The sequence below is a fragment of the Microbacterium paludicola genome (assembly GCF_039529675.1).
Taxonomy (GTDB): Bacteria; Actinomycetota; Actinomycetes; order Actinomycetales; family Microbacteriaceae; genus Microbacterium; species Microbacterium paludicola.
On sequence record NZ_BAAANG010000004.1, the window covers coordinates 40875 to 54470 of the forward strand.

The following is a 13596-nucleotide window of genomic DNA, read 5'->3' on the forward strand; positions in this document are numbered from 1 at the left end:
GAGGGGAGTCTGCTGTGGCGCCGGCGTTAACCGGACTGCGTCCAAGAATACGCCCGCCGAGGGGCTGCGGCTCCGGGCCCGGGGCCGATCAGGATGTCGCCGCGTGCGCGGGCATGTCCTTGATGTGGTTGGTGATGCGGACGGTCGAGCACCGCCGTCCCTCGTCGTCGGTGATGACGATCTCGTGCACCGCGACGGAGGCGCCGAGGTGCAGGGGAGTGCAGACGCCCGTGACATGACCGGTGGTGGCGGAACGCGTGTGGGTCGCATTGACGTCCACGCCGACGGCGAGGCGGCCCGGGCCGGCGTGGAGGTTCGCGGCGACCGAGCCCAGCGATTCGCCCAGCACCACGTAGGCGCCGCCGTGCACGAAGCCGACCGACTGGCGGTTCCCGAGGACCGGCATGCGCGCGACGGCGCGATCGACGGTCAGCTCGAGGAACTCGATCCCCATCTTCTCGGCGAGCTCGCCGGGGCCCTGCTGGGCGACGTGGTTCACGATCGGCCCGTGAAGCTCGGCGTGCGCTTCTGCTGGAACGCGGCGAACCCCTCGCGGTAGTCGGCCGTGTCGCAGAGAGCCGCCTGCGCGCGGTTCTCGTCGGACATCGACCGCCAGAAGCCGATCCGGTCGTCGCGCAGCGAGGCGATGAGCCGCTTCGAGGCGACGAACGCCTCGGTCGGGCCGGATGCGGCCTGCCGCGCCGCTGCGCGGGCGGCCTGGAGCACGTCGCCGTCGGGCAGCACGCGCGAGAAGAGCCCGAGCGACACGGCCTCACCTCCGGTCATGAGCCGCCCCGAGTAGATCAGATCGAGCGTGCGGTGGGCGCCGAGCCGCTCGAAGAACAGCGCGTGCCCGCCCGAGTCGAGCGTCGCGCCGAGGTTCTTGAATGGACTGCCGATCTTCGCCGACTCGGCGACGTACACGACGTCGGTGGCGATCAGCAGCCCGAGTCCCACCCCGAGGCAGGCGCCGTGCGCGACGGCGAAGGTGGGCGCCGGGAAGTCCGCGATCCTGCGCATCACCGGCTCGACGCGCCCATGCAGGTACCGCAGCACGTCGTCGTCGCGCGGGTCCACGCCGGAGATGTCCCGTCCCGCGCAGAACGCACGGCCCTCGCCGCGCAGCACGAGGGCGCGCACCCCCGCGCGCTCCGCCTCCGCGTACGCGCCGCCCAGCTGCTCCAGGTCATCCGGCCCGAGCGCGTTCAGGCGCTCGGGAGCGGTGAGCACGACGTCGGCGACGTCTTCCGTGATCGTGAGCTCGATCATCCTGCGCTCCGTTCGTTGGGTCAGACGTCGTAGTCGACGACGACGCGGTCGGATGTGGGGTGGGACTGGCACGTGAGCACGTACCCGCGCTCGAGCTCCTCGGGCTCGAGCGCGTAGTTCTCGCGCATCGACACGCTGCCGTCGAGCACGCGTGCCCGGCACGTGCCGCAGACGCCGCCCGCGCACGCGAACGGCACATCCGGCCGCACGCGCAGCGCGGCGTTGAGGATCGACTCGTTCGCGCTGACCGGGCTGTCGACCGACGCCGATGTGCCGTCGAGCGTGAAGTCGATCCGGTACGTCTTCTCGCCGGCCTCGATCCGGACGGGCCGCCCGCGGGGCGGCGCGGCCTCACCCGGCTCGCCGGTCGTGAACAGCTCGAAGCGGATGTGCGCGGGGTCGACGCCGAGCTCCTCGAGCAGGTCGCGGCACAGCTGCACGAGCTCGAACGGTCCGCACAGAGCCCACTCGTCGACGGTGTGCGGCGGGATGAGCGCCGCGAGGATCGTGCGCAGCTTCGCCTCGTCGAGGCGGCCCGACAGCAGGGGCGCCGTGCGCTGCTCGCGCGAGAGCACGTGGTGAAGCGCGAGGCGGTCGGGGAAGCGGTCCTTCAGATCCGCCAGCTCCTCGACGAACATCACGTCGAGCGACGAGCGGTTCGTGTACAGCAGGGTGAAGCGCCCGGTGGCGCTTCCCTTGAGGACGCGGTGGGCCATCGTGATGACCGGCGTGATGCCCGATCCCGCCGCGATGCCGACCACGTGCCGGCCCTCCAGCTCGTCGAGGTGGGAAGTGAAGGTTCCCTGCGGGCTCATCACGTCGAGCTCGTCGCCGGGCTTCAGTGTGGTGTGCACCCAGGGGGAGAACAGACCGTGCTCGTCGCGCTTGACCGCGACGGAGATGCGCCCCGGGGTCGGCAGCCGGCAGATCGAGTACGACCGCCGCACCTCCTCGCCCTCGATGTGCGCGCGCAGCGCCAGGTACTGGCCGGGCAGGTAGCGGTACTCGTCGGCGAGCTCGGGGGGCACCTCGAACGTCACCTCGACGCTGGTGGGGGTGAGGGGGCGGATGTCCTGCACCCGGAGCGGATGAAACGTCGCGCGCTTCTTCGCGGCCGCGCCCAGATTCACGGCCGCCATCAGTGCACCTTGAAGAAGTCGAACGGCTCCTGGCAGGCGAGGCACTCGTACAGCGCCTTGCACGAGGTCGAGCCGTACCGCGACACCTCGCGCGTCCGCAGCGACCGGCAGCGCGGGCACGCGACGCCGAGGGCGACCGGGATGGGACCGCGGCGGACGGGTGCCTCGCCGTTCGGCGGCGCGATGCCGTAGCGCGAGAGCTTCGCCTTTCCCTCGTCGCTCATCCAGTCGGTCGTCCAGGCGGGGGAGAGCGTGAACGACACGTCGACCTGCTCGTACCCCGCGGCCGTGAGCTGCAGGATGACGTCGTCGCGCATCTGCTCGATCGCGGGGCATCCCGAGTAGGTCGGAGTGAGGATCACCTCGGCCCGCCGCCCGTCGGAGCGCACGGCGCGAAGGACGCCGAGATCCTCGATCGTGAGCACCGGCACCTCGGGGTCGGCAACGCGCGCGGCGATGTCCCACGCGGCGGCCGACGCGGGGTCGGCCGGGCGCAGCTGAGCGGCGGTCGCGGTCACCATGTCGCCCCCGGGTGCCGGCGGGCGAGCCACTGCATCTCGGCGAGGATGTAGCCGAGGTGGGAGGTGTGCCGCCCGAGCCTGCCCTGCGCCATGGCGGGCTTCACCTGCGGCCGCTCGAGTTCCGCCTCGGCGAGGACCGCGTCGATCGTGGCATCGAACCCCTCCCGCAGCGCGGAGGGCCGCGGCGCCGCGTCGCCGAGCCGGTCGGACAGGTCGTCGTCGACGAACAGCTCCTCGACGTACGGCCAGAGATCCGTGAGCGCGCGGGTGATGCGCCGGCGCGACTCCTCCGTGCCGCCCGCGAGACGCCGGGTCCACTGCACGGCGTGGTCACGGTGATAGCTCACCTCCCGCACCGCCTTCTCGGCGATCGCGCGGAGGCCCGCGTCCGTGCTGTCCGTCAGCGCGTCGTAGAGCTCGACCTGGTACGCCGAGACGATCAGCTGCCGCGCGATCGTGTCGCCGAAGTCGCCGTTCGGCTGCTGCACGACCCAGCAGCAGCGGAGATCCGGCTCGTCCCGCCAGTACGCGAGGTCGTCCTCCGAGCGCCCGGATGCCGTTCCCGCGTATCGGAGAAGCGCGCGGGCGTGACCCAGCAGATCGAGCGCGATGTTGCCGAGCGCCAGATCCTCCTCGAGCTCCGGCGCGCGGGCGATCCACCAGCCCAGCTGCTGCGACAGGATGAGCGCGTCGTCGCCGAGCCGCATCGCGTACTCGGCGACGTCCGGGGTCGCGACGCCGCCGGACCCGGGAAGCTCGTCCGCGAGGTCGAGCGCGTCGACCTCGACGTCCCCGTGGTGATCCGCGGCGTGGGCGGTGTCGGCACTCACAGGTGCTTCACCCCCTCGGCGCGCGTGTAGTACACGGCGTGGCGGTAGTTCTTGCCCGCAGGCGACTCGAAGAACGCGCCCTTCGCATCCGGGTCGCTCGTGGTGATCGCCGCAGCCGGCACGACCCAGATCGACACGCCCTCACCGCGGCGCGTGTAGAGGTCGCGCGCGTTGCGCAACGCCATCTGCTCGTCGGGGGCGTGAAGCGAACCGACGTGCACGTGGCTCAGCCCGCGGTTCGCGCGGACGAACACCTCCCACAGCGGCCAGGTCTCGGCGGGGGATTCTCCGGGGGTCGACATCTTCGTCTCCAGCGGTTCGGATCGGTCGGGTCAGGCGGCGAAGCGCGCCTTCTCCTGCTGCTTGCGGGCGTACTCTGCCGCTGCCTCGCGCACCCAGGCGCCGCTCTCGTGGGCCTCGCGGCGGTGACGAAGGCGCTGGCTGTTCATGGGGCCGCGGCCGTCGAGCACCGCCTGGAACTCGTCCCAGTCGATCGGGCCCGTGATCCAGCGCCCGCTCTCCTCGTCGAACCGCAGGTCCTTGTCGGGGCACTCGAGGCCCAGCGCCTCGAACTGCGGCACGAGCATTCCCACGAAGCGCGAGCGGAGCTCGTCGTTCGAGAAGCGCTTGATCTTCCACGCCATCGACTGCGCCGAGTTGGGGGAGTCGTCGTCGGGTGGGCCGAACATCATGATCGACGGCCAGTACCAGCGGTTCACCGCGTCCTGCGCCATCTGCTTCTGCGCGGGCCTTCCCTGCGACAGCTCGAGCAGGATCTCGAAGCCCTGTCGCTGATGGAACGACTCCTCCTTGCAGATGCGCACCATGGCGCGGCCGTACGGCCCGTACGACGCGCGGCACAGCGGCACCTGGTTGCAGATCGCGGCGCCGTCGACCAGCCAGCCGATCGCGCCCATGTCGGCCCACGTCGGGGTGGGGTAGTTGAAGATCGACGAGTACCGCGCGCGGCCCGCGATGAGCTGCTTGGTCATCTCGTCGCGCGTGATGCCGAGGGTCTGGGCGGCGGAGTACAGGTACAGCCCGTGGCCGGCCTCATCCTGCACCTTCGCCATCAGGATCGCCTTGCGCTTCAGGCTCGGGGCGCGCGTGATCCAGTTGGCCTCGGGCTGCATGCCGATGATCTCGGAGTGCGCGTGCTGCGAGATCTGGCGGATCAGGGTGCGCCGGTAGGCGTCCGGCATCCAGTCGCGAGGCTCGATCCGCTGATCCGCGTCGATGAGCGCGTCGAACTGCTGCTGCGCGTCGAGCTCGTCTGCGGCCGTCGCGTCCGTGGTCGTCGTCGACATCGGTGGCCTCCTCGCCTGATCCGGATTCCCTCGAGGGAATTACTGACCGAACATTCAGTGAGTATACTCGGCTGACATCGGCCCGCAATGGGAGCCCGATCCGCGACGCAAGGGAGCGCGCATGACGCCGGATCAGCAGGTGCAGACCTACGAGGACGGAATCGTCCCCGACCCCGCGTGGCGCGCGACCACGATGGCGCCCACCGACTTCACGAAGCAGCACTTCGGCATCGAGATCCTCGACCTCGCGCCGGGACGCGCCGTCCTGGCGATGACCGTGCTCGACTGGATGGCGAACGGCTTCGGCATCACTCACGGCGGAATGGTGTTCACGCTCGCCGACACGGCCTTCGCCTACGCCTGCAACGAGGGCGAGGACATGGTCGTGGCGCAGGCCGCGGACATCACGTTCCTCCGCGCCACGCACGCGGGGGATCGGCTCACCGCCACCGCCGAGCGCCGCTGGGCAGGCGGCCGCAACGGCATCTACGACATCGCCGTGACGGATGGCGCCGGGGAGGTCGTGGCGGAGTTCCGCGGCCGGTCCCGTGCGCTCGCGGCGCCGCACCGCACCACCTCGATGACGAAGGAGTCTCGATGACCGACACCATGCCGCTCCGCTCGGAGCACTCCGTCCCGCCGACGACCGGGGCCGATCCCGAGGCGATGGATCGGGCCGCGCTCGAGGCCCTCCAGCTGGAGCGGCTGCAGTGGACCGTCCGCCACGCGTACGACAACGTGCCGCTCTATCGCACCAAGTTCGAGGCGGCGGGCATCGTCCCCGACGACATCCGCTCGCTCGCCGACGTCGAGAAGCTGCCGTTCACGACCAAGGAGGATCTGCGATCCGCGTACCCCTTCGGGATGTTCGCGGTGCCGATGGACCAGGTGCGTCGCATCCACGCCTCCTCGGGGACGACCGGACGGCCCACCGTCGTCGGCTACACCGCGGGCGACCTCGACCGCTGGGCCGACATCATCGCCCGATCGCTGCGTGCCGCCGGTGTGCAGCCCGGGTGGAAGGTGCACAACGCCTACGGGTACGGCCTGTTCACGGGCGGCCTCGGCGTGCACGGCGGCATCGAGCGCCTCGGCTGCGTCGTGATCCCCGTCTCGGGCGGGCAGACCGCGCGTCAGGTGCAGCTCATCCGCGACTTCGAGCCCGACGTCATCATGTGCACGCCGAGCTACCTTCTGACGATCGCCGATGCGTTCGAGGAGCAGGGGCTCGACCCGCGTCAGACGACGCTCAAGGTCGCGATCTGCGGTGCCGAGCCGTGGACCAACGAGATGCGCCGCGAACTCGAGCACCGCATGGGGCTGAAGGCCGTCGACATCTACGGGCTGTCCGAGGTGATGGGCCCGGGCGTCGGGATGGAGAGCGTCGAGACTCAGGACGGCCCGCACATCTGGGAGGACCACTTCCTGCCCGAGATCATCGGCGAGGACCTGCAGCGGCTGCCCGACGGCGACCACGGGGAGCTGGTTTTCACGACCCTCACCAAGGAGGCCTTCCCCGTCATCCGCTACCGCACGCGCGACCTGACGCGGCTGCTGCCGGGGTCGGCGCATCCCGCGATGCGCCGGATCGAGAAGATCACCGGACGCAACGACGACATGATCATCCTGCGCGGGGTGAACCTGTTCCCGACGCAGATCGAGGAGATCGCGCTCGAGATCGAGCACCTCACGCCGCACTTCATCCTGGAGCTCACGAAGCGGGGTCGGATGGACGAGCTGACGGTCAAGATCGAGTGCACGCCGGGTGTCGAGCGGCACACGAGCGAGTCGGCCGCGCTCATCCTGCAGCTGCGCATCAAGGAGCGGATCGGCACCACGGTGGACGTCGAGATCGTTCCCACCGGGTCGCTGCCGCGCTCGGAGGGAAAGTACAAGCGCGTCTACGACCTGCGCGAGCAGGGCTGACACGGGCGCTGAGGCAGGATGGAGCGATGAGCACTACGGAGGCCGCGCCCGCACGCCGCGGGCGCCCCGGCTACGACCGCGACGGCATGCTCGCCGTGATCGTCGAGGCCTTCAACGACCACGGCTACGACGCCACCTCGCTCGGCATCATCGCGCAGCGCCTCGGGTTGTCGAAGTCGGCCGTCTACCACCACTTCTCCTCGAAGGAGGAGATGCTCGAGCTGGCGCTCGAAAAGGCGCTCGGCTCGCTGCAGGAGGTGTTCGACGCGCCCGAGGCGGCCTCCGGGCCGATCGACATGCGGATCCGGCACGTCCTGCGGGGTGCCGTGACCGTCGCGTGCGAGCAGCTTCCGTACCTCACCCTGCTGCTGCGCCTGCGCGGCAACACCGACGTCGAACGTCGCGCGATGCAGCGGCGGCGTGAACTCGACCAGCGCCTGCGCCGCCTGTTCGAACTCGCGCGCGACGACGACTCGGTGCGCGACGACATCGATCCGGGCCTCGCCGAGCGACTCACCTTCGGCATGGTCAACTCGATCGTCGAGTGGTACCGCCCCGACGGCCCCCTGAGCCCCGAGCAGCTCGCGGATGCCGTCGTCGCGTTCGTGCGCAGCGGCCTGCGGGTCAGCGAGACCCGCGACTTCCGCTGACGGCGACCTGCCTCGAACGGTCGCTTCGGCTCGCTTCGCTCGCTCAGCAACCGGTTGTCGACCCGGCCGTCGTCGCCGAGGCGCGCGAGCACCAGCGCATGTGGGCCGATCGCCGGCCGGCACTCGGCCCACGCCGTCGCGCGGCCTTCTGACGCCGGTCCGCGGGTCGGCGAGAACCGCGAACGGCCCGAACCCCCTCGGGAGGTCGGGCCATCCGCGAGCTGACGCGCGGGTCAGCGCTCGCTGTCGAGATCGGCCATGAACTGCTCCGGGTAGCGCTCGCCTCGCGCGGCGCCCACGGGAAGCAGCTCGTCGATCCGCGCGAGATCCGACGCATCCAGCTCGACCGCGACGCTTCCCAGCATCGAGTCGACCTGGTCGTCCCGGCGTGCGCCGACGATCGGCACGATGTGCGGGTGCTGCGCCGCGGCCCAGGCGATCGCGAGCTGCGCGCGCGTGACGCCCTTTGCATCGGCGATCTCCTGCAGGCGCTCGACGAGCGCGGTGTTGTGGGCGAGGTTCTCGCCCTGGAAGCGCGGGTAGCGGCTGCGCGGGCCGTCGGTCGGGCTGCTGCCGCCGATCAGGCCGCGCGACAGCACGCCGTACGCCGTGATGCCGATCCCGAGCTCGCGGCACGCGTCGAGGATGCCGTTGCGCTCGATGTCGCGGCTGAGCAGGGAGTACTCGATCTGGACGTCGCTGATGGGCGCGACCGCGGCGGCGCGACGGATGGTGTCGGCGCCGACCTCGCTGAGGCCGATGTGGCGCACGAAGCCCTTCTCGACCACGCGCCTCGAGCAGGCCCGCGGGTCGGCCCCGTCGGAGTCGGTCGTGAACGCGATCGCCCGGGCGCTGCAGTGCGACCGCGACCAGCGCGACCACCTCTTCCACCTCGCCGGCCTCGCCCCGCCGCGGCGCCGGGGCGGCGACCATCACGTGCGTCCGGGGCTGATCAGCCTCGCGAGCCGGCTCGTCGACATCCCCGTGATCCTGTTCAGCGACCTCGGCGAGATCGTCTGGCGCAACGCCCTCGCCTCGGCGCTGATGGCGGGCGAGCCGTACGGCCCCGGCCGCGCGAACAACGTCATCTGGCGCTGGTTCGCGGATCCCGAGGCGCGCCGCGCGCCGCGGGACGACTGGGAGCGCCTGAGCGCCGCGCACGTGAGCGACCTGCGGGCGACCCACGCCCGCCGAGCCGGGGATCAGGACGTCACGCGCCTTGTCGACGACCTGCTCGCGGACAGCGCGGAGTTCCGCGAGATCTGGGAGCGGCACGACGTCGCCGTGCGCCGCGCCGACCGCAAGACCTTCCTGCACCCGCAGGTGGGAAGGGTGGACGTGCGGTGCGAGGTGCTGCTCGCCGAGGACTCCGACATCAAGCTGCTCGCCTACTTCCCCGCGGAGGGGACGGACGCCGCCGACAAGCTCGAGCTGCTGCGCGTGATCGGCACGCAGGACCTGCGCGCGACCACCTGATCCACGGGTGCCGCGGGTCAGGCGACCGCCGGCACCGCCGCCGGAGCCTTCGACACCAGGGTCAGGACGTCGTAGGTCGCGATGGTCTCGTCGCGCTGGTTCGTCAGCACCGCGTCCCAGTGCACCTCGCCGTACTCGTCGGTCTCGCGCGGGATGATCTGCTTCGCGGTGAGCGTCACGCGGATCCGGTCGCCGGGGGAGACGGGGGTGAGGAACCGCAGGTTCTCGAGGCCATAGTTGGCGAGCACCGGACCGGGCTCGGGCGAGACGAACAGCCCCGCCGCGAACGAAACGAGCAGGTAGCCGTGCGCCACACGCCCCGGGAAGAACGGGTTGGCGGCCGCGGCCTCCTCGTCCATGTGCGCGTAGAACGTGTCGCCCGTGAACTCGGCGAAGTGCTCGATGTCGGCGAGCGTGATCTCGCGCTCCGCGGACACCACCTGGTCGCCGATCCGCAGCTCCTCGAGCGACTTCCGGAACGGGTGGACGCCGTCCGACACGACGCGCGCCCCCGTGTGCCACACGCCCGTGACCGCCGTGAGCATCTCGGGGGAGCCCTGGATGGCGGTCCGCTGCATGTAGTGGAACACGCTCCGGATGCCGCCGAGCTCCTCGCCGCCGCCGGCCCGGCCCGGCCCGCCGTGCACCAGCATGGGCAGGGGGGACCCGTGTCCGGTAGATGAGCGCGCATCATCCCGGTCGAGCAGCAGGATGCGCCCGTTGGCCGAGGCGACGCGACGTGTGATGGCCGACACGAAGGCAGGATCGGCGGATGCGACGCTCGTGACGAGCGACCCGCCGCCCCGGACGACGAGGTCGGCGGCCTGCGCCGGGGTCTCGTAGGTCAGCAGCGACGACACGGGGCCGAACGCCTCGGTGTCGTGCGCGCGCGGGGCCGTCGGGTCGTCGAAGCGGAGCAGGATCGGCGACAGGAACGCGCCGTCGCCCGCGGGTGCCTCGGCGGAGCCCACCACGATGTCCCCGCCGCCGTCCACCAGGGTGCGCACCTGGCGAAGCACCTCGTCGCGCTGCTCGAGCGAGGCGAGGGCCCCCATGGTGACGCCCTCGGAGCGCGGGTCGCCGACGACGACCTTCTCGGCGATCCGGGCGTCGACGGCCGCGACGACCTCGTCGGCGAGCGCGGCCGGCACGATCGCCCTGCGGATGGCGGTGCACTTCTGTCCCGCCTTTGCCGTCATCTCGGTGACCAGCTGGCGCACGTAGGCGTCGAACTCGGGCGTTCCGGGCGTCGCATCCGGCCCCAGCACCGAGGCGTTGATCGAGTCGGTCTCGGCGTTGAAGATCACCCCGCCGCGCTGCACCGCGTCGTGCCGGCGGAGGCTGTCGGCGGTGGAGGCCGACCCGGTGAACGACACGACGTCGCCGAGACGGGCGTGCGCGAACAGCTCGCGCACCGACCCGCTGATCAACTGCACGGATCCGTCCGGCAGCAGTCCGGACTCGACGAGGATGCGCACGAGGTGCTCGGTGACGTAGGCCGTCGGCGTCGCGGGCTTGATGACGCTCGGCATGCCCGCGAGGAACGCGGGCGCGAGCTTCTCGAGCGGGCCCCAGACCGGGAAGTTGAACGCGTTGATCTGCACGGCGACTCCCGGCAGCGTCGTGCGGATGTGGCGGCCGAGGAACGACCCGTCCTTCGCAAGCACCTCGAGGGGGCCGTCGAGCTGGATCGTGGCGTTGGGAAGCTCGCGCCGACCCTTCCCGGAGTACGTGAACAGCACCCCGATGCCGCCCTCGATGTCGACCCAGGAGTCGTTCTTCGTCGCGCCGGTGCGCGCGGACAGCGCATACAGCTCGTCCTTGCGCTCCTGCAGGGTGAGCGCCATCTTCTTCAGCAGCACCGCGCGCTGATGGAAGGTGAGCGCAGCGAGGCTCCGCTGGCCCACCGTGCGGCCGTGCTCGAGCGCCGCGCCGAGGTCGAGGCCCTCGCTCGACACGACCGCCACCGCCTCGCCCGTGGAGGCATCGCGCACCTCCGTGCCGTCGACGCCCTCCGCGGGGCTCCACCAGGCGTCCTGCACATAGCTCTGCAGCATGCGGGTCATGATCCGTCCTTCCAGTCGTAGAAGCCGCGTCCCGCCTTCCGGCCGATCCAACCGTCGGCGACCATGTCGCGCAGCAGCTGCGGCGGGGCGAAGCGCGGGCCCAGCTCGCGCTCGAGCTGCTCGGCGATGCCGAGGCGCACATCGAGCCCGACGAGGTCGGTGGTCTTGAGCGGCCCGGTCGGGTGCCGGTAGCCGAGCTCCATCGCGAGGTCGATGTCCTCCGCGCTCGCGACGCCGTCCTGCACCATCCGGATGGCCTCGAGCGCGATCGCGACGCCGAGTCGGCTGGAGGCGAAGCCGGGGGAGTCGCTCACCGTGATGGGCGTCTTGCCGAGGGCGCGAACCCAGCCGCGGGCGGTCTCCGCGAGGCCGGGGCCAGTGTCCGCGCCGACGACGATCTCGACCAGGGCGGATGTGGGCACCGGGTTGAAGAAGTGGAGGCCGAGCAGCCGCTCCGGCCGCTCAAGCGCCTCGGTCAGGCGCGCGAGCGGGATCGACGAGGTGTTCGAGGCGATCACGGCGTCCGCGGCGAGCTGCGCCTCGACGCGCGGCAGCGCCTCGAGCTTCAGGTCGAGGTCCTCGGGGACCGCCTCCACGACGAGGCCGTGGAGGCCGAAGGCGGCGGCGTCCGTCGCCACGGTCAGGCGCCGGCGCAGCTCGGCCGGGCTCCCATCGAAGCCCCGCGCGATCGAGGCGTCGATGCTCTGCTCGATCCGGGCGCGCGCCGCGTCCGCCGCATCCTGGTCCCGCTCCACGACGGTGACGTCCGATCCCGCGAGCAGGAAGGCGTGCGCGATCCCGGCGCCCATCCGTCCGCCGCCCAGAACGCCGACGCGCGCGGGGGTCCGGTCGGTCACGTCCGCTTCCTCTCGAGGAAGGCCGTCATCCGTCGCTCCTTCTCCGGGCTCTCGAACAGCACCGCCTGCTCCTGCAGATCGATGGCCGGGTGCGCATCCCGCGGGGCGAGCAGGGCGCGCTTGGTCGCCTGCGTCGCGGCGTGATCCAGGGCCGCGATCCGCGCCGCGATCCGCTCGGCCTCGGCCCGCGCCTCGTCGGGCTCGAGCACGTGGGTGACGAGGCCCGCGGCGAGCGCCTCCGCCGCATCGAGCATGCGCCCGGTCAGCAGGATCTCCGCGGCCAGCGGCTCGCCGACGATCTCGCGCAGCCGCCAGGTCGCCCCGGCGGCGGCGATGATGCCGAGGCCGGTCTCGGGGTTGCCGACCCGCAGCGTCGGTGTGCCGATCCGGATGTCGGCCGCGTAGGCGAGCTCGGCGCCGCCGCCGAGCGCGTACCCGTCGACGACCGCGATCACGGGCATGGGGAGGGCCCGGATGCGCGCGAAGCAGTGGGTGTTGATTCCCTCGAGCGCGTCGGCCGCGCGGCGCTCGCGAAGCTGGGCGATGTCCGCGCCCGCCGCGAAGATGCCGCCCGCGCCGGTGAGGATCAGCGTGCGGGGTTCGCGTTCAAGCTCGGCGCACAGCGAGTGGAGCGCGTCGACCAGGTCGCGGTCGATCGCGTTGCGCTTCTCGGGGCGGTCGAGCGTGGCGCGCACGTGCGTCTCGTGCACCTCGACGCGCAGTGTCCTGCTCACCCGGATGACCTCCTCGTCGAACCGGAACGGAGCTGAATGCTAATTCCTGACCGAACGGTCAGTGATGAATTCAGGATAGGCGGATGCCGCGCGGCGGCGCAAACGCCGCGCCCGTACGCTTGAGCCATGGGCCGGATGGAGCGAGCGGAGCGAGGCGACGTGACCACCTCCCGCGCGGGCCGGCCGAAGGCGTCCTCGCGCGAGATGCTCGCCGAGGCCGCGAGTGAGCTGTTCCTCGAGCAGGGCTACGAGGCGACCTCGATCGCCGAGATCGCGGCGCGTGCGGGAGTGAGCCGCTCGAGCTTCTTCAACTACGCCGCGTCGAAGGGGGCCCTGCTCTGGGGCGGGCTCGACGAACGCCTCGACGCTCTCGACACGGACCTCGAGCGGGGGACGCCGCGGGAGGCGGTGCGGGAGATCGCCCGCGGACTCGCTCCCGACGCCCTCGCCCTCGCCCTCGCCAACGCCGAGGCGATGGGACTCGCCGCCGAGCTCGAGCGCGAGGCGGCCCTTCGTCGCGCCCGCATCGGCCGGTCGGTCGCCCGCGCGCTCCGGCGTCGCGGACTGGATCCGCTCGCTGCCGACGTCGCCGGCGCGGCCTATGGCGGGGCGGTGATCGCGGCGCTCAAGCGCTGGGCGCTGGCGGGGCCCGGCCGGGTCGAGCTCGCCACCACCCTCGATGCGGCCCTCGAGGCGATCGCCACGATCCCGGTCGACTGACCGCGCCCCGCCCGCGTCGCACGCCGGAGGCGTGATGCGGGCCGTACGCATGTGGCCTCCACCAGCCTCGCCTGTCACACGCGTCCGGTTCTCGGTCCCGC

At 71.7% G+C, this 13596-nt stretch carries 16 protein-coding genes; 5 read left to right on the top strand and 11 right to left on the bottom strand.

The features are described 5' to 3' along the window. Window positions 1-88: 88 nt before the first annotated feature. Genes ABD161_RS04775 through paaA form a run of 7 tightly spaced genes read right to left on the bottom strand, consistent with a single transcriptional unit; the run spans window position 89 to window position 5066 of the window. Window positions 89-454: a PaaI family thioesterase gene (locus tag ABD161_RS04775; protein WP_344000347.1), complete on the bottom strand. Its 366-nt coding sequence runs from the start codon at window positions 452-454 to the stop codon at window positions 89-91. A gap of 41 nt (window positions 455-495) precedes the next feature. After that, window positions 496-1269, bottom strand: a complete 774-nt coding sequence (locus ABD161_RS04780) for an enoyl-CoA hydratase/isomerase family protein (RefSeq protein ID WP_344000177.1) — start codon at window positions 1267-1269, stop codon at window positions 496-498. A 20-nt stretch (window positions 1270-1289) separates the two neighbouring features. Further along, complete coding sequence (gene paaE, locus ABD161_RS04785) at window positions 1290-2408, bottom strand: 1,2-phenylacetyl-CoA epoxidase subunit PaaE (RefSeq protein ID WP_344000178.1); 1119 nt, start codon at window positions 2406-2408, stop codon at window positions 1290-1292. Beyond that, a complete protein-coding gene (gene paaD, locus ABD161_RS04790) occupies window positions 2408-2929 on the bottom strand; it encodes a 1,2-phenylacetyl-CoA epoxidase subunit PaaD (protein ID WP_344000180.1) in 522 nt (173 codons plus the stop codon). Before paaD ends, paaE begins: the two co-directional genes overlap by 1 nt. Beyond that, window positions 2923-3759, bottom strand: coding sequence for a 1,2-phenylacetyl-CoA epoxidase subunit PaaC (gene paaC, locus ABD161_RS04795; protein WP_344000182.1), 837 nt, complete (start codon window positions 3757-3759; stop codon window positions 2923-2925). The genes paaD and paaC overlap by 7 nt, the downstream gene beginning before the upstream one ends. Then, a complete protein-coding gene (paaB, locus tag ABD161_RS04800) occupies window positions 3756-4061 on the bottom strand; it encodes a 1,2-phenylacetyl-CoA epoxidase subunit PaaB (protein ID WP_135111982.1) in 306 nt (101 codons plus the stop codon). Before paaB ends, paaC begins: the two co-directional genes overlap by 4 nt. 30 nt (window positions 4062-4091) lie before the next feature. Continuing rightward, window positions 4092-5066, bottom strand: coding sequence for a 1,2-phenylacetyl-CoA epoxidase subunit PaaA (gene paaA, locus ABD161_RS04805; protein ID WP_344000184.1), 975 nt, complete (start codon window positions 5064-5066; stop codon window positions 4092-4094). A 121-nt stretch (window positions 5067-5187) separates the two neighbouring features. Between paaA and paaI the strand changes: the two genes are divergently transcribed. From paaI to ABD161_RS04820, 3 genes are read left to right on the top strand one after another with little or no spacing between them, the layout of a single operon-like run. Continuing rightward, entirely contained in the window at window positions 5188-5667 is a 480-nt protein-coding gene (gene paaI, locus ABD161_RS04810) for a hydroxyphenylacetyl-CoA thioesterase PaaI (protein WP_344000186.1), read from the top strand. Beyond that, complete coding sequence (paaK, locus tag ABD161_RS04815) at window positions 5664-6992, top strand: phenylacetate--CoA ligase PaaK (RefSeq protein WP_425560786.1); 1329 nt, start codon at window positions 5664-5666, stop codon at window positions 6990-6992. The genes paaI and paaK overlap by 4 nt, the downstream gene beginning before the upstream one ends. A 26-nt stretch (window positions 6993-7018) precedes the next feature. Then, window positions 7019-7642, top strand: a complete 624-nt coding sequence (locus ABD161_RS04820; RefSeq protein ID WP_344000188.1) for a TetR/AcrR family transcriptional regulator — start codon at window positions 7019-7021, stop codon at window positions 7640-7642. A gap of 233 nt (window positions 7643-7875) precedes the next feature. Here the strand turns inward: ABD161_RS04820 and ABD161_RS04825 are convergent, their stop codons facing one another. Beyond that, entirely contained in the window at window positions 7876-8412 is a 537-nt protein-coding gene (locus ABD161_RS04825; RefSeq protein WP_344000190.1) for an aldo/keto reductase, read from the bottom strand. Between ABD161_RS04825 and ABD161_RS04830 the strand changes: the two genes are divergently transcribed. Next, the gene (locus ABD161_RS04830; protein ID WP_344000193.1) at window positions 8402-9118 is read left to right on the top strand and encodes an MmyB family transcriptional regulator; all 717 of its coding nucleotides are present in this window, start codon (window positions 8402-8404) and stop codon (window positions 9116-9118) included. The two genes, ABD161_RS04825 and ABD161_RS04830, sit on opposite strands and share 11 nt — an antisense overlap. A 17-nt stretch (window positions 9119-9135) precedes the next feature. Here ABD161_RS04830 and paaZ read toward each other — a convergent pair whose 3' ends face one another. From paaZ to ABD161_RS04845, 3 genes are read right to left on the bottom strand one after another with little or no spacing between them, the layout of a single operon-like run. Further along, entirely contained in the window at window positions 9136-11184 is a 2049-nt protein-coding gene (paaZ, locus tag ABD161_RS04835; RefSeq protein ID WP_344000195.1) for a phenylacetic acid degradation bifunctional protein PaaZ, read from the bottom strand. After that, window positions 11181-12041 (bottom strand): 3-hydroxyacyl-CoA dehydrogenase family protein, encoded by an 861-nt coding sequence (locus ABD161_RS04840; protein WP_344000198.1) that lies wholly within the window; start codon window positions 12039-12041, stop codon window positions 11181-11183. The genes paaZ and ABD161_RS04840 overlap by 4 nt, the downstream gene beginning before the upstream one ends. Further along, complete coding sequence (locus ABD161_RS04845; protein ID WP_344000200.1) at window positions 12038-12775, bottom strand: enoyl-CoA hydratase/isomerase family protein; 738 nt, start codon at window positions 12773-12775, stop codon at window positions 12038-12040. Before ABD161_RS04845 ends, ABD161_RS04840 begins: the two co-directional genes overlap by 4 nt. 159 nt (window positions 12776-12934) lie before the next feature. Here ABD161_RS04845 and ABD161_RS04850 point away from each other — a divergent pair, with 159 nt between their 5' ends. Next, a complete protein-coding gene (locus tag ABD161_RS04850) occupies window positions 12935-13495 on the top strand; it encodes a TetR/AcrR family transcriptional regulator (protein WP_344000203.1) in 561 nt (186 codons plus the stop codon). Window positions 13496-13596 lie beyond the last annotated feature (101 nt).